The sequence below is a fragment of the Streptomyces sp. NPDC058534 genome, assembly GCF_042717365.1.
Taxonomy (GTDB): domain Bacteria; phylum Actinomycetota; class Actinomycetes; order Streptomycetales; family Streptomycetaceae; genus Streptomyces.
In genome coordinates this window covers 4,003-24,394 of the sequence record NZ_JBHXNW010000054.1, presented here as the reverse complement: position 1 = coordinate 24,394, position 20,392 = coordinate 4,003, and the positions used below count along the sequence as shown (strand labels likewise).

18 protein-coding genes, 1 tRNA gene and 1 pseudogene are annotated in these 20,392 nt (G+C 71.9%); 12 read left to right on the top strand and 8 right to left on the bottom strand.

All coding sequences use genetic code 11. The features are described 5' to 3' along the window. Nucleotides 1-12: 12 nt before the first annotated feature. Nucleotides 13-1,875 carry a caspase family protein gene (locus ACFWR9_RS28580; protein ID WP_383846826.1) on the bottom strand — a complete coding sequence of 621 codons (1,863 nt, stop codon included), beginning with the start codon at nt 1,873-1,875 and terminating at the stop codon, nt 13-15. 146 nt (nt 1,876-2,021) lie between these two features. Here ACFWR9_RS28580 and ACFWR9_RS28575 point away from each other — a divergent pair, with 146 nt between their 5' ends. Both ACFWR9_RS28575 and ACFWR9_RS28570 read left to right on the top strand, forming a co-directional pair. Beyond that, nucleotides 2,022-3,098: a hypothetical protein gene (locus ACFWR9_RS28575; protein WP_383846824.1), complete on the top strand. Its 1,077-nt coding sequence runs from the start codon at nt 2,022-2,024 to the stop codon at nt 3,096-3,098. Between the two features lie 53 nt (nt 3,099-3,151). After that, nucleotides 3,152-3,399 (top strand): annotated as a pseudogene (locus ACFWR9_RS28570) (response regulator transcription factor); the annotation flags it as partial. A 399-nt stretch (nt 3,400-3,798) separates the two neighbouring features. On the opposite strand, the gene ACFWR9_RS28565 reads toward ACFWR9_RS28570, so the two are convergent. The 3 genes from ACFWR9_RS28565 to ACFWR9_RS28555 all read right to left on the bottom strand — a co-directional run bounded on the left by ACFWR9_RS28565 (nt 3,799) and on the right by ACFWR9_RS28555 (nt 5,791). Next, nucleotides 3,799-3,872: transfer RNA gene (locus ACFWR9_RS28565), tRNA-Pro, on the bottom strand. Nucleotides 3,873-3,939: 67 nt separating this feature from the next. After that, the gene (locus ACFWR9_RS28560) at nt 3,940-4,689 is read right to left on the bottom strand and encodes a Pr6Pr family membrane protein (protein ID WP_383846822.1); all 750 of its coding nucleotides are present in this window, start codon (nt 4,687-4,689) and stop codon (nt 3,940-3,942) included. Nucleotides 4,690-4,861: 172 nt separating this feature from the next. Further along, nucleotides 4,862-5,791 (bottom strand): metallophosphoesterase, encoded by a 930-nt coding sequence (locus ACFWR9_RS28555; protein ID WP_383846820.1) that lies wholly within the window; start codon nt 5,789-5,791, stop codon nt 4,862-4,864. 129 nt (nt 5,792-5,920) lie between these two features. On the opposite strand from ACFWR9_RS28555, the gene ACFWR9_RS28550 reads away from it, so the two are divergent. Next, on the top strand, nt 5,921-6,385 hold the full coding sequence (locus ACFWR9_RS28550) for a GatB/YqeY domain-containing protein (protein WP_383846819.1): 465 nt from the start codon (nt 5,921-5,923) through the stop codon (nt 6,383-6,385). 67 nt (nt 6,386-6,452) lie between these two features. On the opposite strand, the gene ACFWR9_RS28545 is transcribed toward ACFWR9_RS28550, so the two are convergent. After that, nucleotides 6,453-8,744, bottom strand: a complete 2,292-nt coding sequence (locus tag ACFWR9_RS28545) for a transglycosylase domain-containing protein (RefSeq protein WP_383846817.1) — start codon at nt 8,742-8,744, stop codon at nt 6,453-6,455. 461 nt (nt 8,745-9,205) lie between these two features. Here ACFWR9_RS28545 and wblA point away from each other — a divergent pair, with 461 nt between their 5' ends. Next, nucleotides 9,206-9,544: a transcriptional regulator WblA gene (gene wblA, locus ACFWR9_RS28540; protein ID WP_383846815.1), complete on the top strand. Its 339-nt coding sequence runs from the start codon at nt 9,206-9,208 to the stop codon at nt 9,542-9,544. A gap of 19 nt (nt 9,545-9,563) precedes the next feature. Here the strand turns inward: wblA and ACFWR9_RS28535 are convergent, their stop codons facing one another. Together ACFWR9_RS28535 and ACFWR9_RS28530 are read right to left on the bottom strand one after the other, a co-directional pair. Continuing rightward, nucleotides 9,564-10,973 carry an ArsA family ATPase gene (locus ACFWR9_RS28535; protein ID WP_383846813.1) on the bottom strand — a complete coding sequence of 470 codons (1,410 nt, stop codon included), beginning with the start codon at nt 10,971-10,973 and terminating at the stop codon, nt 9,564-9,566. Continuing rightward, nucleotides 10,970-11,947 carry an ArsA family ATPase gene (locus ACFWR9_RS28530; RefSeq protein WP_383846811.1) on the bottom strand — a complete coding sequence of 326 codons (978 nt, stop codon included), beginning with the start codon at nt 11,945-11,947 and terminating at the stop codon, nt 10,970-10,972. The genes ACFWR9_RS28535 and ACFWR9_RS28530 overlap by 4 nt, the downstream gene beginning before the upstream one ends. A gap of 106 nt (nt 11,948-12,053) precedes the next feature. On the opposite strand from ACFWR9_RS28530, the gene ACFWR9_RS28525 reads away from it, so the two are divergent. The 5 genes from ACFWR9_RS28525 to ACFWR9_RS28505 all read left to right on the top strand — a co-directional run bounded on the left by ACFWR9_RS28525 (nt 12,054) and on the right by ACFWR9_RS28505 (nt 16,139). After that, complete coding sequence (locus ACFWR9_RS28525; RefSeq protein ID WP_003975360.1) at nt 12,054-12,215, top strand: DUF4177 domain-containing protein; 162 nt, start codon at nt 12,054-12,056, stop codon at nt 12,213-12,215. Continuing rightward, a complete protein-coding gene (locus tag ACFWR9_RS28520; RefSeq protein ID WP_383846808.1) occupies nt 12,212-12,679 on the top strand; it encodes a RidA family protein in 468 nt (155 codons plus the stop codon). Before ACFWR9_RS28525 ends, ACFWR9_RS28520 begins: the two co-directional genes overlap by 4 nt. Nucleotides 12,680-13,306: 627 nt before the next feature. Next, nucleotides 13,307-14,323 (top strand): alpha/beta fold hydrolase, encoded by a 1,017-nt coding sequence (locus ACFWR9_RS28515; RefSeq protein ID WP_383846806.1) that lies wholly within the window; start codon nt 13,307-13,309, stop codon nt 14,321-14,323. Between the two features lie 59 nt (nt 14,324-14,382). Beyond that, nucleotides 14,383-15,300 carry an NUDIX hydrolase gene (locus tag ACFWR9_RS28510; protein WP_383846804.1) on the top strand — a complete coding sequence of 306 codons (918 nt, stop codon included), beginning with the start codon at nt 14,383-14,385 and terminating at the stop codon, nt 15,298-15,300. Then, nucleotides 15,297-16,139, top strand: a complete 843-nt coding sequence (locus tag ACFWR9_RS28505; protein WP_383846802.1) for an MBL fold metallo-hydrolase — start codon at nt 15,297-15,299, stop codon at nt 16,137-16,139. Before ACFWR9_RS28510 ends, ACFWR9_RS28505 begins: the two co-directional genes overlap by 4 nt. A 6-nt stretch (nt 16,140-16,145) precedes the next feature. Here ACFWR9_RS28505 and ACFWR9_RS28500 read toward each other — a convergent pair whose 3' ends face one another. Continuing rightward, nucleotides 16,146-16,820, bottom strand: a complete 675-nt coding sequence (locus ACFWR9_RS28500; RefSeq protein ID WP_064729047.1) for a Crp/Fnr family transcriptional regulator — start codon at nt 16,818-16,820, stop codon at nt 16,146-16,148. A gap of 333 nt (nt 16,821-17,153) precedes the next feature. Here ACFWR9_RS28500 and nth point away from each other — a divergent pair, with 333 nt between their 5' ends. The 3 genes from nth to ACFWR9_RS28485 are packed head-to-tail and all read left to right on the top strand — an operon-like array spanning nt 17,154 to nt 20,181. Beyond that, nucleotides 17,154-18,170: an endonuclease III gene (gene nth, locus ACFWR9_RS28495; RefSeq protein WP_383846799.1), complete on the top strand. Its 1,017-nt coding sequence runs from the start codon at nt 17,154-17,156 to the stop codon at nt 18,168-18,170. A 52-nt stretch (nt 18,171-18,222) separates the two neighbouring features. Beyond that, nucleotides 18,223-18,936, top strand: a complete 714-nt coding sequence (locus ACFWR9_RS28490; RefSeq protein ID WP_383846797.1) for an NUDIX hydrolase — start codon at nt 18,223-18,225, stop codon at nt 18,934-18,936. 45 nt (nt 18,937-18,981) lie between these two features. Then, the gene (locus tag ACFWR9_RS28485; protein WP_383846795.1) at nt 18,982-20,181 is read left to right on the top strand and encodes a MarP family serine protease; all 1,200 of its coding nucleotides are present in this window, start codon (nt 18,982-18,984) and stop codon (nt 20,179-20,181) included. Nucleotides 20,182-20,392: the final 211 nt, after the last annotated feature.

Below are 20,392 nucleotides of genomic sequence, written 5' to 3'. Positions count from 1 at the left end.
CCAGGGGCCGGCTCAGGGCACCTCGGTCCGTACGCGTACCTGGGCCGTGCCCCAGCGGCCCGGGCCCTGCGGGGGCCCGCCCGCGTTCCGGCCGCCTGGCGGCGCGGTCAGCCGCAGCAGCCCGTCCGCGGCGGTCCCCTGCGCGCCGCCCGTCCGCGCAGCCGAGGGCGCACCGGGGGACCACGGATCCAGGACGAACGGCGCGGTGTTGAGCTCGGTCTCCGCCACGATCACCTTCAGCCAGTCCCGGGTGAACGCCCCCGGCACCACCGCGTGCCCCGGCGGCAGGTACAGCCACACGGGCTGGCTGCGCCGGGCCCAGCCGGTACGCCCCGCGCCGACGAAGTCGCCGTCGTAGAGGCTCGCGGAGGAGGCGTAGCTGTCGGTGAGGTCGAGCAGGACACACCACAGGGGACGGTCGGAGTCGTTGTGGATGCCCACCATCACCTGCGGCGGCCGGTGATCGGCGGTGTAGGAGCAGACGATCTCCCCGTCGGCGGAGTGCCGCACGGTGCCCACCCTCGTGGGCTCCACCGTGATCCGCACGAGTGACGACAACCAGGGATCCGGATTGACGAGGTCGCGCAGATGCTGCCAGCGCGCGAGGTGCGTCAGGCAGTCGGCGACGCGGTCCGCGTCGGCGGGCGACCGCGCCGGCAGCGGTGGCAGGTCCCGGCCGGCCCCGCCCGACACCTGCGCCCAGCCCGGGCCCGCGTCCACCCGCAGTGGCACGCTGCCCGCGCCGACCGACGGCACGGCCGTGCCGGCCGCGGCCGTCGACAGCATGGGCGCACCGGCGACGGCCGCCTCGATCAGGCGTACGACGCCGGGGTCGCCCGCGACCGTCACGGCCGCCGGGGGGAAGGCCAGCGTCGACGGCGTCACCCCGAACACCGCGTCTCGGTCTGCGGGTCCCGGACACCAGCCCACCGGGTCCACCAGAGCCGACTCCGCCCGGATCTCCCGGACGACGACTGCCCTCGGTGTGCCGCCACCGTCGAGCAGCGTGAACTCTGCTCCCGCCGCGCGCAGGCCGTGTGCCTGACCGCAGTTGACCTCCCAGCCCGCCGCCGTGTGCCGCAGCAGGAAGGGGGAGCCCGGCACCGGGTCGTCGGACAGGAAAAGCCGGTCCTCGCCGCCGCGCAGCTCGGGGTGCTGCACCGAGCTGAGCCGGCGCACGCGTTCCTCGACGAGCGCGTGCAGGCCGCCGTACGTGGCCGAGGAACCCAGCTTGCCGAGCGCCTCCAGCAGGGCATGACTGAAGTAGCCGCGCACCTGCCCGTCGAGGACGTCCTCGTGGGCGCGCTCCTGCGGCCGACAGGCGGCGAGCAGGGTGTGCCGGCGCGGCAGCGGCCCCTGGCCCCCGCCGTCCCGTGCCCCGAACGTCGCCCGCGAGGACCACCAGGGGCGCCAGGACATGGCACGCACAGCGGCACCGTCCCGGGTGGCGCCGCCCGAGTGGCAGCAGTCGAGAACGGCCACCACATGCGCTCCGCGCGCGGCGATACCGTCCAGCAGCGCACCGAGTTCGGTGTCCCACAGCGGGGGGCGACCGTCGTCGAGACTGTCGTGGCACACCAGGGCCTGCGATCGGCCGGTGCCCTCCCACGGCGCGTCGGTGGGCTCCTCGCTGCCGTGGCCGCCGAACCACAGCAGCGCGGTGTCACCCGGCCCGCTGCGGCCGAGATGCCGCTCGATCCCGGCTCTCACCGCGGCCAGGGTGGCGTCGCCGTCGTGCAACCGCCGGATGTCGGACGCGACATGGCCCTGCCGCCGCAACCATGCCTCCGCCTCCCGCACGTCGTTCACGCACCCCCGCAGCGGTGCCCCGGGATAGTCATCGATGCCCACGAACAGGGCGTACAAGGTCCGCATGCGGAGATCCTGCCAGGGCCCGCCGGGCGCGCGCGGGGCGGATCCAGGGCGGATGCCGGGCTTCTTGACGCATTCCCATGTCCAGCGAGCCGCGGAGCAGTTGACTTCTCCGGAGCAACACCAAAGGCTCAGGAAAGGACTGCAGCGTGAGTTTCGGGGGACACAACCCGTATCAGCCGCCGGGGACACCGCACGGCAACCCCTACCAGCCGCCGTTGGCGCCGAACGGCAACCCGTACGCGACACCGCCGGGGACTCCTCCGCAGGTTCCGTACGTCCCGCCGCAGCCCAGCCCGTACGGCCCGTACCCATACGGCCCGCGTCCGCCGCACACCTCCCTGTGGCGGCGGCTGCGCGAGGACGAGTGGCCGACCCTCGGTGAGGTGCTGCGGGGCGGGCGACAGCGCGTCCACGGCTGTGTGTGGGCACTGCTGCTGATGCCGTGCCTGTGGGGAATGACCCTGCCACTGCTCGTGTGCTACCCGCTGGCCCGCTCGGCCCGCAGCCGGGCGCGGCGGCTCTTCCCCGCGCGTGGTCACCGCCGTATCGAGGACCCGGAGGTGGCGCGGGTGCAGAAGGCACGCGCCTGGACCGCCGCCGTCATGTCCTTCCTCATCCTGATCGCCTACGGCACGCCCGAGGACATGGCCCAGGCCCAGCAGCAATACTGGACGCGGCTGATGATCACGCCGTGGCTGCTGCTGCTCAGTGCGCCCGTGGTGGTGGCGGTGCTGCTGCGCTGGGCCCCGCCGGATGCGCGCGGGGTCATGCGGCACCGCCTGCGCGCCGCCGGGCGGTCGGCGCTGTGGTACTTCGGCGCGTTCGGCCTGGTACCGGTACTCGCCCTGGCGGGCGGCTGGACGACCGCTCGGCTCACGGAGGGGGCGTCCGTCGGCGCGGCGCAGGTCTTCCTGGTGCCCCTGCTCTTCTTCGGCGCGTTCGTCCCGATGCTCTGGGTAGTGCTGTTCGTGGTGTTCGCCTCCGGGCCCGCCGTCCGCAGCGCCTTCAACACCGCGGAGGTGCACGCGGCCCTGCCCGCCCTGCTCACCGGCGTGCTCGTCTGGGAGTTCGCGGCCATCGGCCTGGTCGCGGGCGGGCCTCCGCCCGGACCGCCGGCGATCCAGCTGTTTGCTCTGCTCGGCGGCCCGGCCTCGGTGACGGCGGTGGCCTGGTGGGAGATCCACCTGCTGCGCACCCGGTACGGCGTGGTCCTGCGCGGTTGATCGGCTCAGCGGCCCGCCCCGCCCGTGGACGGCGGCCGTGGTTTCGTAGGGCCATGACTGCGATCAGCGTGCTTCTCGTCGACGACGATCCGCTGGTGAGGGCCGAGCTGTCGCCGATGGCGGGCGCCGCCGAGGGCATCCGGATCGTCGGGGAGGGCGGCGACGGTCACCAGGTCGAGGCGCTCGTCGACGGCACCCGCTCCGATGTCGTCTGATGGACATCCCGATGCCGTCGGTGGACGGGCTCGCGGCCACCAAGCGGCTGCGTGGTCGTCCGGACGCCCCGCAGGTCGTCGTCGTCCAAGGGAGCGGTGCGGGCCGGTGAGCTCATCTGCACGGTCCTCCTGCAACCCGCCCCCGCCAGCAGGCGCTACACGGTACTCATCGCCTACCGGCACCGACACCGACCGCGCGTGGTGGTCATCGACCCGCCCCTGGCCCTGCATCCGCGTGCCACCGCCTTGCCGCATATCGGCTGGCAGAGGTCACGACTATGCCGTGCCGCCGACCACTGAGCTCGACGATGGGGAGTGGCCGGCCGTCGGGCGACGGGTGCCGACCAGCTCCTGATCTCGAAGAGCGGTCGCCAGGGGAGCCACAATCCGAGGTCGGCTCCCAAACGGCTCCCAAGATGACCCAGGAAACCACTCAGGGGCCCGACCCGCTAAGCGGATCAGGCCCCTGACTTGGTAAAACTCTGTCGGGGTGGCGGGATTTGAACCCACGACCTCTTCGTCCCGAACGAAGCGCGCTACCAAGCTGCGCCACACCCCGATCGTCGCTGCTCGTCGCGGCGACGTCGTTTACTTTAGCCCACCGGTGGCCGGAGACGAAATCCGGTTTAGCGGGGTCGGCGGAGTGGGTTCGGGCGGATGTGGTCGAGGGCGATGAGGAGGACGGCCAGGGCGTAGAGGGCCAGGCCGACGAGGAGGGCGTTGCCCAGGACGCCCTTGAAGCCGTGCTGGTCGACGTCGAGGAAGGGGTAGAGGTAGCGGTCCTGGGCGCCGGGGAGCAGCAGCTCGCCGCGGGCCAGGGTGAAGGCCAGGTAGGCCAGGGGGTAGAGGAGCCACGCGGGAGCCTGGCGCAGGTGCAGGCGGCCGGGGACGGTGAGGAGGAGCCAGTCCAGGGCCGCGGCGACCGGGACCGCCGTGTGCAGGATGTGGGTCGCGGCCGTCTGCCAGCCCGCGCCGGCGCCGTCCGGCACGGCGAAGGGGCTCGCCGCGTTGGTCAGCAGCAGGTGGTGGACCAGGCCGGCCGTGCCGACGTAGAGCAGGGCCGCGCCCGTCACCGCGCCCGGCAGGGGGTGGTGGGCGGACCAGGCGCAGCGGGCGGACGCGAGCATGACCAGCGCCAGCAGGATGCCGCTCTGGATCGTGAAGTGGCTCAGGGTCGTCAGGACCGGGCCGCCCACGAGCAGCTCGATCGTCACTCCGGTCAGCGCCAGCAGGGCGGTGAGGAGGCGGAAGACCGCGATCAGCCTGCGGCGTACGGGGGTCACGACGGCCGTCGCCGGTACGACGGTGGGCAGCAGGGCGCGGTGACCCGGGATCGGGGGGAGGTCCGGGATGTCCCTGGGTATCGGGGCTGTCATGGCCTCACGCTAGACAGCTCGGACATATCAGGCTATGTGGGTAGGCCGTGTGGGTTACCCGGCCCCTTCGTCCCGGCCCTCGCGCCGGCCCGTCGTCTTCCCCGGCCCCGTCGTTTTCCCTGGCCCGCCCGCCCGCCCGCCCGCCCGCCCGCCCTCCCGGCCCCGCGCCCCCTTACCGCCCCCGCCCCGCCAACGTCAGCAACGTCGCCTCCGGTGGGCAGAAGAAGCGGACCGGGGTGTAGCGGCTCGCGCCGCAGCCCGCGGAGACGTGGAGGTAGGACGTACGGCCTTCCGCCGTGTGCGTGGACAGGCCCTTCACGCGGTCCGTGTCCAGGTCGCAGTTGGTGACCAGCGCGCCGTAGAAGGGGATGCACAGCTGGCCCCCGTGTGTGTGGCCGGCCAGGATCAGGGGGTAGTCGTCCGCCGCGTAGGCGTCCAGGACGCGCAGGTACGGCGCGTGCACCACGCCCATCGAGAAGTCCGCCGCGCCCGACGGGCCGCCCGCGACCTCCGCGTACCGGTCCCGCTTGACGTGCGGGTCGTCGAGGCCGGTCAGCTCGACGGACATGCCCTCGATCTTGAGCGTGCCGCGCGTGTTCGTGAGGTTCTGCCAGCCCGCGCCGTCGAAGCCGTCGCGCAGGTCCTCCCACGGGTTGTGGACGACGCCGACGGCGGGGGCGTTGCCGTTGAGGCCGTGGCGGCCCTGGGCCTTCTCGATCAGGTACCGGCCGGGATTGCGGAGCTTGGGGCCGTAGTAGTCGTTGGAGCCGAAGACGTAGGCGCCCGGGAACTCCATCAGCGGGCCCAGGGCGTCCAGGACCTCGGGGACGCCCTCCGGGTCGGACAGGTTGTCGCCGGTGTTGATCACGAAGTCGGGGCGCAGGCCGGCCAGTGAGCGCAGCCAGCGCTGCTTCTTGCGCTGGCCGCCGACCATGTGGATGTCGGAGACCTGGAGTACGCGGAGCGGGCCCATACCGGCGGGCAGGGCGGGGACCGTCACCCGTCGGAGGCGGAACGAGCGGGGCTCGATCCCCGCCGCGTAGACCAGACCGGCGGCGCCAACCGCCGTGATTCCCAGGGGCACTCCGTATCGCGCGCGCATACGTCCATCGTGTCAGAAGCGGGGGCGGGGGGCCGAACACGGGCGGACCGGCCCGCGGGTCCCTCGGATCAGCGGGCCTCGGTTGAATCGGCGGGCGCTCGGCCGGCCGTACCTGCGACAATCAGGTCCATGACCACGCTCAAGTCGAAGCTGCACGCCGACCTCAACGCCGCGATCAAGGAGCGTGACGAGCTGCGCTCCTCGACGCTCCGGCTGACGCTCGCCGCGATCACCAAGGAGGAGGTCGCGGGGAAGGAGAAGCGGGAGCTCTCCGACGACGAGGTGCAGAAGGTGATCACCCGCGAGGCGAAGAAGCGGCGGGAGGCCGCCGAGGCCTTCACGCAGGGGGGTCGTGCCGAGAGCGCCGAGCGGGAGAAGGCGGAGGGCGAGGTGCTCGCCGCCTACCTGCCGAAGCAGCTGTCGGACGACGAGCTGAACGCGATCGTCGCGCAGGCCGTCGAGGAGGCGAAGGCGGGCGGCGCCGAGGGGCCGCGGGCCATGGGCGCCGTCATGAAGATCGTCAACCCGAAGGTCGCCGGACAGGCCGAAGGCGGCCGGGTCGCCGCCGCGGTCAAGAGGCTGCTGGCCGGCTGAACCGCACCCCGCGATCGAGTGAGGGCGCCCTCCGCGGTGGGCGCCCTCACTCGTTGCGCGTTCGGCCTCAGTCCCGTCCGCCCGGCCCGTTCCCCGGCCCCTGGATCAGGTTCCCGGGGAAGCCGCCGTCCCCGCCGCCGTTGCCGCCGCCGTTGTCCGATCCGCCGTTGCCGGTGCCACCGTCGATCAGGCCGCCGATGAAGCCGCCGTCGTCGCCGTTGTTCCCGTCGTCCTGGCCCGGGTCCTCGTCCCCTTCGTCGCGGTCCTTGTCCTTGTCCTTGTCCTTCTCGCCGTCCGGGATGTCGACGAGGTTGAAGGAGGGGGAGTCCTTGCCCTCCAGGGCGCCGGTCATGGCGTCCTTCCAGATGGGACCGGGAACCGCGCCGCCGAAGACGAGCGGGTGGTAGACGCCGCCGATCGTGATGTTCTTCATCTCGACCTTCTGGGTGGCGCTGCCGACCCAGACGGCGCCCGACATGTTCGGCGTGTAGCCGACGAACCAGGCGTTCTTCCGCTCGTCGGTCGTACCGGTCTTGCCCGCGTTGTCGCGGTCGCTGAGGCCGGCCTCCTTACCCGTACCGGAGTCGACCACACCCTGCAGCAGCGTGTTCACGCTGTCCGCGGTCTTCTCGGTCATGGCCCGCGAGCACGTCGACTTCGGCACCTCGAGCGACGTCTGCTTGTTGCCGACCTTCTGCGTGATCGACTCGATCGCGACCGGCGTGCAGTACATGCCGCGCGAGGCGAAGGTCGCGTAGGCGCTCGCCATGGTCAGGGGGGACATACCGACCGAACCGAGGGCGAGGGCGGAGGGGTTCTGCGGGAGCTTGTCGCCGTTGCCCTGGTGGACGCCCAGCTTGTCCGCCATCTCGGACACCGGGCACAGGCCGATGTCGGCGAGCATCTGCACGAAGTAGGTGTTGACCGACTTGGCCATCGCCTCCTTCAGGCGGTACGGGCCGACCTCCGACTCGTTCTCGTTCTCGACGCGGTAGCCCGAGTCGTTGATCCAGGGCTTGTCACAGGTCTGGATGGGGCTCGGGTAGTCCATGTCGTACGGCGACGCGTACTCCTTCGTCGGCGGTACGTTCTGCTCCAGCGCCGCGGCCGCCAGGAAGGGCTTGAACGTCGAACCCGTCGGGAAGCCGTAGTTGGAGCCGCCGTAGGCCGCGTCGACCGAGTAGTTGTACTCGGTCTCGTTCTTGCCGTAGCCGTACGGCTTCGACTGGCCCATCGCGACGATCCTGCCGGTGCCGGGCTCGACCAGCGTGCTCGCCGCGGCGACCGAGTCCGACTTGTTGACGTGGTCCTTGAGCGACTGCTGCACCGACTTCTGGGCCTGCGGGTCCAGCGTCGTACGGATGGTCAGGCCGCCCTGGTTCCAGATCTTGGCCCGGTCCTTGCGGGTCTTGCCGAAGACCTTGTCGCTCAGGAAGATCTCGCGCACGTAGTCGCAGAAGAAGCTCGCGTTCTTCACGGCCGTGATGCAGCCGTTCTTGGGCCGGCTGACCTTCAGCCCGAGCGGGGCCTTCTTCGCCTTGGCGGCCTCCGCCCCGGAGATGTCGCCGACCTGGGCCATCCGCGTCAGGACGGTGTTGCGCCGCTTGGTGGCCTCGGCCTCGTCGTTGACCGGGTCGTATCGGCTGGGCGACTGGACGATGCCGGCCAGGAGGGCGGACTCCTGGATGTTGAGGTCCTTGGCGGACTTGGAGAAGTAGCGCTGGGCGGCGGCCTCGACGCCGTACGCCTGCTGGCCGAAGAAGGTGATGTTCAGGTAGTTCTCGAGGATCTTCTTCTTGCCCAGCTCCTCCTCGACCTGGATCGCGAGCTTCAGCTCCTGGATCTTGCGGCCGAGGGTCTGCTGGGTGGCCTGGGCGACCTTCGTCGGGTCGTCTCCGGCCTCCTCCACGAAGACGTTCTTGACGTACTGCTGCGTGAGGGTGGACGCGCCCTCGGAGACCTCGCCGCTGCGCGCGTTCTTGTTCAGCGCGCGCAGGACGCCCTTGAGGTCGATCGCGCCGTGCTGGTAGAAGCGCGAGTCCTCGATCGCGACGATCGCCTTCTGCATGTACGGCGAGATGTCCTTGAGGTCGACCACCGTCCGGTCGCGCGAGTAGACCGTGGCGATGGTGCCGCCCTCGGCATCGAGGATCGCGGTGCGCTGGCTCAGCGGGGGAGTCTTCAGGTTGGCCGGGAGAGCGTCGAAGCCCTCCACCGACCCCTTGGCCGCCAGCCCCAGCGCGCCCACGGCGGGCAGCGCGATGCCGGCCAGCACCGCTCCCGCGAGCACACTGACACCGAGGAACTTGGCGGCCTGCTGCGTTGGCGACAGACCACCGCCCGAGCGCTTCTTTGGCATGAAGGCAGCCTACGTTCTCATTCGCCGGACACGCGTATATGCCTTGGCCTAAGCTGCTCACAACTGTCACAGCAGTGCGGCCACGTATCAATACGTCCGGCGACCCCGAATCGTTCCGGATCCGCTCGGTTTTTTTCTGAGGGCCCCCCGCTGGGGGGCGCGTTGGTGTGTGTCGGCGCGTGCCACGGCGTGTGGGTTGCGTGTCCGAATCCGCCTTGTGCGTCAATCGGTGTCCGTTGTGACGCAACAGAGATGACCCGAATGTCGGGATCGTCGCGCATGTCGCCAGCTCACTCCCCCGGGTGATCTGCCGCTTACCCATAGTCCGTTCGGGCCATTCAAGATTGGGCCCGAAGGGGGTGTTGCGCTGTGCCCACCTTCCGTAACGTCCTCAACTGGCGGCGGTGAATATGCCGCTGCCGCCGTGGGGGAGCCTCGATTCGGGAGAGGACGGCGCCGGTATGGGCTGGGTAACCGACTGGAGTGCGCAGGCCGCCTGCCGCACTACCGATCCGGACGAACTGTTCGTTCAGGGAGCAGCGCAGAACAGGGCCAAGGCGGTGTGCACCGGATGTCCGGTGCGGACCGAGTGCCTGGCCGACGCGCTGGACAACCGCGTCGAGTTCGGCGTGTGGGGAGGCATGACGGAGCGGGAGCGCCGCGCACTGCTGCGCAGGCGGCCCACCGTGACGTCCTGGCGCCGACTGCTGGAGACGGCACGGACGGAGTACGAGCGGGGGGCCGGCATCCTGCCCCTCGACGACGACGAGGTGTACGAGAACTGCATGGCCGTGGGCTGAGCCGCTCCGGGCCTGCTCCTCAGACGCCCGTCTCCGGCAACTCGGGCCGGACCGTCGCGAGACGGATCCCGATGTCCCGCAGCCCCGCGAGGTCGTGCACGTCACCGGGCAGCGCGGCCACTTCGGTGACCGCCACCTCGGGATGACGCGCGGTGAAGCGGTCGCGCGTGCGCTGCTCGCGGGCGAGCAGATGCATCCGCTCCGCATGCAGCCTCAGCAGTCCCGAGGCCAGCTGATCCACCGATCGCTCCGGCGTGTCTGCGTCCGGCGTGTCTGTATCCGGCATCGCTGCGTCCGGCATCGCTGCGTCCGGTACGTCGTCCTCGGTGGATTCCTTGGGAGAGGTCTCGGGAGAGGTGTCGGCGGGCGGCTCGGGAGCGTCTGAACTTCCGTACGTGTCGGGAGAGTTACGAACTCCAGCTTTCCCGTCGTCCTGATCCACAATGCGGGGATCCTCAAGATTTTCCGCGGCGGCGAGCGCCCGCTCGGCCGACAGCCGGTCGGCGCCGCTGCCGTGGACCCTGTTGAGCACCAGCCCGGCCAGCGGCATGTCCTCGGCCGCCAGCCGCTCCACGAAGTACGCGGCCTCGCGCAGCGCGTCCCGCTCCGGGGCCGCGACCACCAGGAACGCCGTGCCGGGCGCCTGGAGCAGCTTGTACGTCGCGTCCGCGCGCGTACGGAACCCGCCGAACATGGAGTCCATCGCCGCCACGAAGGTCTGCACGTCCTTCAGGAACTGCCCGCCCAGCACCTTCCCCAGGACGCCGGTCATCATCGACATGCCGACGTTGAGGAACTTCATGCCGGCCCGGCCGCCGACCTTCGCGGGTGCCAGCAGGACGCGGATCAGCTTGCCGTCCAGGAAGGACCCGAGGCGCTTGGGAGCGTCCAGGAAGTCCAGTGCCGAGCGGGACGGCGGCGTGTCGACGATGATGAGGTCCCACTCGTCCCTCGCCCGCAGCTGCCCCAGCTTCTCCATCGCCATGTACTCCTGCGTGCCCGCGAAGCCCGCCGAAAGCGATTCGTAGAAGGGGTTGCCCAGGATCGCCGCCGCCCGGTCGGGATCCGCGTGCGCCTCGACGATCTCGTCGAAGGTGCGCTTCATGTCGAGCATCATGGCGTGCAGCTCACCGCCCGCCGAGTCGTCGACGCCCTTCACCCGGCGCGGCGTGTTGTCCAGCGAGTCGATGCCCATCGACTGGGCGAGCCGCCGGGCCGGGTCGATGGTCAGGACGACCACCTTGCGTCCCCGCTCGGCCGCGCGCAGGCCCAGGGCCGCCGCGGTGGTCGTCTTGCCGACCCCGCCCGCGCCGCAGCACACCACGATGCGGGTCTTCGGGTCCTCCAGCAGCGGGTCGACGTCGAGCACGCGCGCGTGGGAGAGGCGCCGCGCGCCCTCCTGGGGCCGGGCGGCCGGGTCCGGACTCATGCGATCCCCTGCTTCCGCAGCTCGGTGGCGAGTTCGTACAGGCCCGCGAGGTCCATGCCCTCGGCGAGCAGTGGCAGCTCGTGCAGCGGCAGGTCGAGGTCGGTCAGGACGGCCCGCTGCTCCTGCTCCAGCGCGTACCGCTCGGCGTACTCCTCGGCCTGGGCCAGCAACGGGTCCACCAGCCGCTCGGCGTGCCCGCCGCGCCGCGCCCCGCCGAGTCCGGCGCCGGACAGGGACCGCGCCAGCACCCCGCGCGGGGTGCTCCGTACGAGGTCCAGGTCGCTTTCGTCCAGTACCTCGGGCCGGACCATGTTGACGACGACCCGGCCCACCGGGAGCCGTGCCGCCCGCAGCTCGGCGATGCCGTCCGCGGTCTCCTGGACGGGCATCTCCTCCAGCAGCGTCACCAGGTGCACGGCCGTCTCCCGCGACTTCAGCACCCGCATCACGGCCTGCGCCTGATTGTGTATCGGGCCGACTTTCGCGAGGCCCGCCACCTCGTCGTTCACGTTGAGGAAGCGGGTGATGCGGCCGGTCGGCGGGGCGTCCATGACGACGTAGTCGTAGACGAAACGTCCGCGTTTGTCCTTGCGGCGTACCGCCTCGCACGCCTTGCCGGTCAGCAGTACGTCTCTGACTCCAGGCGCGATAGTGGTCGCGAAGTCGATCGCGCCGAGCTTCTTCAGGGCCCGGCCTGCGCTGCCCAGCTTGTAGAACATCTGGAGGTAGTCCAACAACGCCAGTTCGGCGTCGATGGCGAGGGCGTACACCTCCCCGCCCCCTGGAGCGACGGCGATCTTCCGCTCCTCATAAGGCAGCGCCTCCGTCTCGAAGAGCTGCGCGATGCCCTGGCGGCCCTCGACCTCGACGAGAAGCGTGCGCTTCCCCTCGGTGGCGAGGGCCAGCGCGAGGGCGGCGGCCACCGTGGTCTTACCGGTTCCGCCCTTGCCGCTGACGACCTGGAGCCTGCTCACGTATTCGAGCGTAACCAGTCCGCGCGCCGAGTACGCCGGAGGCTGTGGACAACGTCGCCGTGGTCGGCCCGCGGAGGGGCCCCGGGCAACGGCTAGAGTCGGCCGCATGACCAAGTGGGAATACGCAACCGTGCCGCTGCTCGTCCATGCCACGAAGCAGATTCTGGACACCTGGGGCGAGGACGGCTGGGAGCTCGTCCAGGTCGTGCCCGGGCCGAACAACCCCGAGCAGCTCGTCGCCTACCTGAAGCGGGAGAAGCAGGCATGAGCGCCGTCGAGGTGAAGCTGGCCGAGCTCGGGCTGACGCTGCCCGAGGTGGTGCCCCCGCTGGCCGCCTACCAGCCGGCCGTGCAGTCCGGTCCGTACGTCTACACCTCGGGCCAGCTGCCGATGGTGGAGGGCACGCTTCCGGTCACCGGCAAGGTGGGTGCGGAGGTCACCGCCGAGGAGGCCAAGGAACTCGCCCGCACCTGCGCGCTGAACGCCCTGGCCGCCGTGAAGTCCGTCGCCGGTGACCTCGACCGCATCGCACGCGTGGTGAAGGTCGTCGGCTTCGTGGCCTCCGCGTCCGACTTCACCGGCCAGCCCGGCGTGATCAACGGCGCCAGCGAACTGCTCGGCGCGGCCCTGGGCGACAAGGGCGTCCACGCCCGCAGCGCGGTCGGCGTGGCGGTCCTCCCCCTGGACGCGCCGGTCGAGGTCGAGATCCAGGTGGAACTGGTCCAGGCGTAGCCCGGGACCACGGCGCGGACGGCCGACGCGGGTCGCCGCGCGTGCGGACGTCGCGCGTGCGGACGTCGCGCGTGCGGACGTCGCGCGTGCTGACGTCGCGCGCGGGCTGCCGGGGCTGAGACGCCGGCCGACAGCCCGCGCGCCGACCCGACAGCAAGCGCACCAACCCGGCAGCCCGCGCACCGACCCGGGGGCACACGGCCACCTGGCCGGCCCCCGGGGACCCCGCTCCGCGCGCGCCGTCCGGGGCCTGCGGTCGTGCGAGCCCCCACGAGGCTGCTCGCCCAGATGCTCGCCCCGACCGCCCGCGTTCGATCCGGCGGGAGCCCGCGCATACGGCGGGGGCTGGAACCGGCGCCCGATCGGCCCGCTGCACTGGCGCCCATGCCGACCGAGTGACCCGGCCTCGGCCCGCACCCGGGGCACCCCCCCACCACCCCGGGTCACCCGCCCCCGATGACTCGCCCCCGGCACCCCCTCCAACCCGGCGGACGCTCCCGCTTTGCCACCCCGGCAACAATCCTCGCCCCCGTCGACCCACCACCCGCAGGATCGATCTCGGAGCCCGGTGTCGGGGCGGGGCTCGGCAGGGCCGAAGCCCGTCGGCCGTATGTGTCGGGAGGAGTCATGCCGCAGTCGTCCGTGACCGATCAGCCCGTTCAGTCGGTTCACCGTCTGGTGCCTTCGCCCGCCGGGCGGATTCACCTGGTGGAGCAGGACAGCGGGCCGTTGGTTCTGCTCGTTCACGGTTTCCCCGAGTCCTGGTACTCCTGGCGCCGCCAGCTGCCCGCGCTGGCCGCCGCCGGTTTCCGGGCGGTCGCGATCGACGTGCGCGGGTACGGGCGCTCCTCGCGGCCGGACGCGGTCGAGGCGTACCGGATGCTGGATCTCGTGGCGGACAACGCCGCCGTGGTGGAGGCCCTGGGGGAGCGCACCGCCGTCGTCGTCGGCCACGACTGGGGCGCGAACATCGCCGCGCACTCCGCGCTGCTGCGGCCCGACGTGTTCCGCGCGGTCGGCCTGCTGAGCGTGCCGTACACCCCGCCGGGCGGCCCGCGGCCCAGCGACGTCTTCGCGGGGATGAGCGGCCCGTCCGGTCCCTTCGCCGGGCAGGAGTTCTACGTCTCCTACTTCCAGGAGCCCGGCCGCGCCGAGGCGGAGATCGAGCCCGACGTACGCGGCTGGCTGGCCGGCTTCTACGCCGCCCTGTCCGCCGACACCATGCCCGCGCCCGAGGCCCCCGACCCGCACTTCGTCGCCCCCGGCGGCAGGCTGCGCGACCGGTTCCCGGCGGACGGGCGGCTGCCGTCCTGGCTGACCGAGGAGGAGCTGGACGTCTACGCGGCGGAGTTCGAGCGCACCGGCCTGACCGGCGCCCTCAACCGCTACCGGAACATGGACCGCGACTGGGCCGACCTGGCGGGACACGCGGGCGCCCCGGTCACCCAGCCCGCCCTGTTCCTCGGCGGCGCCCTGGACGCCTCCACGACCTGGCTGTCCGACGCGATCGAGGCGTACCCCACGACCCTGCCGGGTCTCAGCGCCTCGCACCTGCTGGACGGCTGCGGGCACTGGCTCCAGCAGGAGCGCCCCGAGGAGACGAACTGGCTGCTCACCGAGTGGCTGGCCGCCCTCCCCGACTGACGTCCGTCCCACCTCTGGGGCCACTCGAACATCCGCCCGTCACCGGATAGCCTCCGGCCATGGCGAATGCGCGGGCGAACGGACAGTGGTACCCACCGGAGTGGCCGGAACGCATCCGCGCGCTGGCGGCCGGCACCCTCACCCCGGTCGCCCCGAAGCGCGCGGCCACGGTCATGCTCCTGAAGGACACCGGCGCCGGTACGGCCGTCCACATGCTGCGCCGGCGCACCTCCATGGCGTTCGCCGGGGGCGCGTACGCCTACCCGGGCGGCGGCGTCGACCCGCGCGACGACGACCGCGCCATCGGCTGGGCGGGCCCCACGCGCGCGTGGTGGGCGGACCGCCTCGGCGTCGACGCGGCGGGCGCCCAGGCGATCGTCTGCGCGGCCGTACGGGAGACGTACGAGGAGGCGGGCGTCCTGCTCGCCGGCCCGACCGGCGACTGTGTGGTCGGCGACACGACCGGCGCCGACTGGGAGGCGGACCGCGCCGCCCTGGTCGCCCGTGAGCTGTCCTTCGCGGAGTTCCTGGACCGCCGGGGCCTCGTCCTGCGCTCCGATCTGCTGGGCGCCTGGGCCCGCTGGATCACCCCGGAGTTCGAGTCCCGGCGCTACGACACGTGGTTCTTCGTGGCCGTGCTCCCCGAGGGGCAGCGCACCCGCAACGCCTCCACGGAGGCCGACCGCACGGTGTGGATCACGCCGGCGGAGGCGACGGCCGGGTACGACAAGGGAGAGCTGCTGATGATGCCGCCGACCGTCGCGACCCTGCGCGGGCTCGCGGCCTGCGGTACGGCGGCCGAGGCGCTGGCGGCGGCGCCGGGCCGCGACATGACCCCGGTGCTCGCACGGGCGCGGCTGGAGGGCGACGAGGTGGTCCTCTCCTGGCCGGGGCACGAGGAGTTCACCAAGCACGTGCCGAGTACGGCGCCGACACCCGCGACACCTTCCGACCCGACCGGGGGAGCCACCGCATGACGGACGCAGCAGCACTGCCCGGCCGGCCGAGGGGCGGCGTCCTCTCGGGGCCCGCCACCGCACGCGCGGTGAACGTTCTCGCGCCCAACCCCTCCGCCATGACGCTGGACGGCACGAACACCTGGATCCTCGCCGAACCCGACTCCGACCTGGCCGTCGTGGTCGACCCGGGCCCGCTGGACGACGTCCACCTGCACAACGTCGTCGACACGGCCGCTCGCGCGGGCAAGCGCGTCGCGCTGACCCTCCTGACGCACGGTCACCCGGACCACGCGGAGGGCGCCGCGCGCTTCGCCGAGCTGACACGCACGAACGTCCGGGCGCTGGACCCGGCCCTGCGGCTGGGCGACGAGGGGCTGGCGGCGGGCGACGTGATCGGCGTCGGCGGCCTGGAGCTGAGGGTCGTACCGACCCCCGGGCACACGGCCGACTCGCTGTGCTTCCATCTCCCGGCCGACCGCGCGGTCCTGACGGGCGACACGATCCTGGGGCGCGGTACGACGGTGGTGGCCCACCCGGACGGCCGTCTCGGCGACTACCTGGACTCGCTGCGCAGGCTCAGGTCGCTCACGGCCGACGACGGGGTGCACACGGTGCTGCCGGGCCACGGGCCCGTCCTGGACGACGCCCAGGGCGCCGTGGAGTTCTACCTCGCCCACCGCGCCCACCGCCTCGCCCAGGTCGAGACGGCGGTGGAGGACGGTCACCGGACGCCGGGCGAGATCGTCGCCCACGTGTACGCGGACGTCGACCGCTCCCTGTGGCCGGCGGCGGAACTCTCGGTGCGGGCGCAGCTCGAGTACCTGGACGAGCACGGGCTCATCCAGCCTCTCGGGTAGGGCGGGTCAGCGGGAGCGCTTGGCGAGCCGCTCCACGTCCAGCAGGATCACCGCGCGGGCCTCCAGGCGGAGCCAGCCGCGCCCTGCGAAGTCCGCCAGCGCCTTGTTGACCGTCTCGCGGGATGCGCCGACCAGCTGGGCCAGCTCCTCCTGCGTCAGGTCGTGCACCACGTGGATGCCCTCCTCGGACTGCACGCCGAACCGGCGGGAGAGGTCCAGCAGGGCGCGGGCGACGCGGCCGGGGACGTCCGAGAAGACCAGGTCCGACATGGCGTCGTTGGTCTTCCGCAGGCGGCGCGCGACGGCGCGCAGCAGCGCGGTGGCCACCTCGGGGCGGACGTTCAGCCAGGGCTGCAGGTCGCCGTGGCCGAGGGCCAGCAGCTTGACCTCGGTCAGCGCGGTGCCGGTCGCTGTACGCGGGCCCGGGTCGAAGAGCGACAGCTCGCCGATCAGCTCGCTGGGACCGACGACGGCCAGCATGTTCTCGCGCCCGTCGGGGGACGTGCGGTGGAGCTTGACCTTGCCTTCCGTCACCACGTAGAGGCGGTCTCCGGGGTCCCCCTCGTGGAACAGGGTGTCGCCGCGGGCGAGGGTCACCTCACTCATGGAGGCGCGGAGCTCCGCGGATTGCTCGTCGTCGAGCGCCGCGAAGAGCGGGTTGCGCCGCAGAACGTCGTCCACGAGTTCTCTCCTTGTCGACCGGCTCAGAGGATCTTGTTCCCCCGGTGTACCAGGGGTCCGTGGTGCCCATTTTGCCGGACAGTCCAAACAGTGTGATCTGTCACAAGGATGCCGCACTGGTGTCCCGGGGTACGCGGCAGGGGTCCAATTGGACGTCGATCTTCGGGGTCCGGGGCGGATGTCGGTGTCGGGCCGTAGGCTGGCCGGGTGTCCAAGTCGCCGGTGAGAGCACAGGCCGAGGGGGCTGCGCGGGTGAGTGTACGTCGCGATTCCGCTGTGGGCGAACAGGGTCCCGATGGCGGTAGGAAAACGGCGAAAGCGACAAAGAAGGCGGTGCCTGCCAAGAGGGTGACCGCGGAGAAGGATGCCGTGAAGGAGACCGCGAAGAAGACCGCGCCCGCGAAGAAGGCGGCCGGCGGCAAGCCCGCCTCCGCCAAGAAGGCCGCGCCCGCCAAGAAGCAGGCCCCCGCCAAGAGGCAGGCAGTGGCCAAAACACCCGCCGTCGCTCCCAAGAAGGCCTCCGCCGCCGTCAAGAACGTCGCCCCGGCGAAGACCGTCGCCGCGAAGCCGTCGCGCGGCGAGTCGCGCACCGCCCTGGTCCGCCGTGCCCGCCGTATCAACCGCGAGCTGGCCGAGGTCTACCCGTACGCCCACCCGGAGCTGGACTTCGAGAACCCGTTCCAGCTGGTCGTGGCGACCGTGCTGTCCGCCCAGACCACCGACCTGCGGGTCAACCAGACCACGCCCGCGCTCTTCGCCAAGTACCCCAGCCCCGAGGACCTGGCCGCCGCCAACCCCGAGGAGGTCGAGGAGATCCTGCGCCCGACCGGCTTCTTCCGGGCCAAGACCAAGTCGGTCATAGGGCTGTCCAGGGCCCTGGCGGAGGATTTCGGCGGCGAGGTCCCCGGCCGCCTCGAAGACCTGGTCAAACTGCCCGGTGTGGGCCGCAAGACCGCCTTCGTCGTGCTCGGCAACGCCTTCGGCCGCCCCGGCATCACCGTGGACACGCACTTCCAGCGCCTGGTGCGCCGCTGGCAGTGGACCGCCGAGACCGACCCGGACAAGATCGAGGCCGCCGTCGGCGCGCTCTTCCCGAAGAGCGACTGGACGGACCTCTCGCACCACGTGATCTGGCACGGCCGCCGCATCTGCCACGCCCGCAAGCCCGCCTGCGGCGCCTGCCCCATCGCCCCGCTCTGCCCGGCGTACGGCGAGGGCGAGACCGACCCGGAGAAGGCCCGGAAGCTGCTGAAATACGAGAAGGGCGGCTTCCCCGGCCAGCGGCTGAACCCCCCGCGGGCGTACCTGGACGCGGGCGGGAAGCCGGCACCGCCGCTGGGGTCCGGGTGACGGAACGATCCCGGGGGCGTCGGGCGTTGGAGTCGGCAGGACGGGGGTGGGGATGACACGGGCGAGCGACACGCAGGGCCACGCGCGGGGCGCGATGCTCAGCAAGGAGGGTCTGCCCGGCTGGCTGGACCCGGTGGTGCGGGCCGTCGAGACGGTGCGGCCCACGCAGCTGAGCCGCTTCCTGCCGCCCGCGGACGGCGCCGGCCGCCAGTCCGCCGTGCTGATCCTCTTCGGTGACGGCGCGGGCCAGGCCGGCCGCGGCCCCGAGCTGCTGCTCATGGAGCGGGCCGGCTCCCTGCGCTCCCACCCCGGCCAGCCGGCCTTCCCCGGCGGCGCCCTCGACCCCGAGGACGGTGATCCGCGGGGCGACGGGCCGCTGCGGGCCGCCCTGCGCGAGGCCGAGGAGGAGACCGGGCTCGACCCGGCCGGCGTGCAGCTCTTCGGTGCCCTGCCCAAGCTCTACATCCCGGTCAGCGGCTTCGTCGTCACCCCGGTGCTGGCCTGGTGGCGCGAGCCCACTCCGGTCGGCGTCGTCGATCCCAACGAGACCGCGCGGGTCTTCACCGTCCCCGTGGCGGATCTCACGGACCCCGCCAACCGGGTGACCACCGTCCATCCCAGCGGCCACCGGGGCCCGGCATTCCTGGTCGAATCGGCGCTCGTATGGGGCTTCACCGCCGGTGTCATCGACCGGTTGCTGCACTTCGCGGGCTGGGAGCGGCCCTGGGACCGGGACAAGCAGGTCCCGCTGGACTGGCGCGCATGACAGGGTGGCCTGCGTACCGAAGACGACAAGGCGAGGCCTGAATCAGTGAACGTGCTGGACATCCTGTTGCTGCTGGCCGCCGTCTGGTTCGCGATCGTCGGATTCCGCCAGGGCTTCGTCGTCGGCATCCTGTCGGTGACCGGCTTCCTCGGGGGCGGTCTCGTCGCCGTCTATCTGCTGCCGGTCGTCTGGGACGTACTGACGGACAACGCGGAGGTCAGCACGACCGCCGCCGTCGTCGCGGTCGTCGTCATCATCCTGTGCGCCTCCGTCGGCCAGGCCCTCACCACGCATCTGGGCAACAAGCTGCGCCGGTACATCACCTGGTCCCCGGCCCGCGCCCTGGACGCCACCGGCGGCGCCCTGGTCAACGTCGTCGCCATGCTCCTGGTCGCCTGGCTGATCGGTTCCGCCCTGGCCCGGACCACGATGCCGACGGTCGGCAAGGAGGTGCGGCAGTCCACGGTGCTGGGGGGTATGCAGGAGGTGCTGCCCGCGGGGGCCGACAGCTGGTTCGAGAGCTTCACGTCGGCCCTTGAGCAGAACGGCTTCCCGCAGGTCTTCAGCCCCTTCTCCGACCCGTCGATCCCCGAGGTCCAGGCGCCCGACCCGGCGCTGGTGAACAGCCCCGTCGCCGACCGCGCCAAGCGTTCCATCGTCAAGGTCATGGGCACCGCCCCCGACTGCGGCAAGGTCCTGGAGGGCACCGGCTTCGTCTTCGGCGACCGCCGGGTCATGACCAACGCCCATGTGGTGGGCGGCGTCGACGAGCCCACGGTGCAGATAGGCGGCGAGGGCAGGAAGTACGACGCGACGGTCGTCCTCTACGACTGGCGGCGCGACATCGCCGTACTCGACGTGCCGGAACTGGACGCGCCCGCGCTGCGGTTCGCGGACGAGGACGCGAGCCGCGACGACAGCGCGATCGTCGCGGGCTTCCCGGAGAACGGCGCGTACGACGTCCGTGCCGCCCGGATCCGCGGGCGCATCACGGCCAACGGTCCGGACATCTACCACCGCGACACCATCGGCCGCGACGTCTACTCGCTGTACGCGACCGTCCGTCAGGGCAACTCCGGCGGCCCGCTGCTGACGCCCGAGGGCGAGGTCTACGGCGTGGTCTTCGCCAAGTCCCTGGACGACCCCGACACCGGCTACGCGCTCACCGTGGACGAGATCCGCGAGGACATCAGCGAGGGCCGCACCGCCAACCAGCAGGTGGACAGCGACAGCTGCGCGCTCTAGCGACCACTCGGAGGACCTGGAGGACCTAGGGCCGTCGTTTGGATCATGCCGGTGTCGCGGGGCGTGGCACGCACATCTGCCGCGTTGTCGTCGGTTGCCAGGGCTCCGCCCTGTCGCCCTCCTCCGCCTTGCAGCTGCACGCACCACGCCCCGCTCGGGTGGTCGAAAGGCGCAGTCTCTTTCAGCCGGCGGTTCCAAACCACAGGCCCTA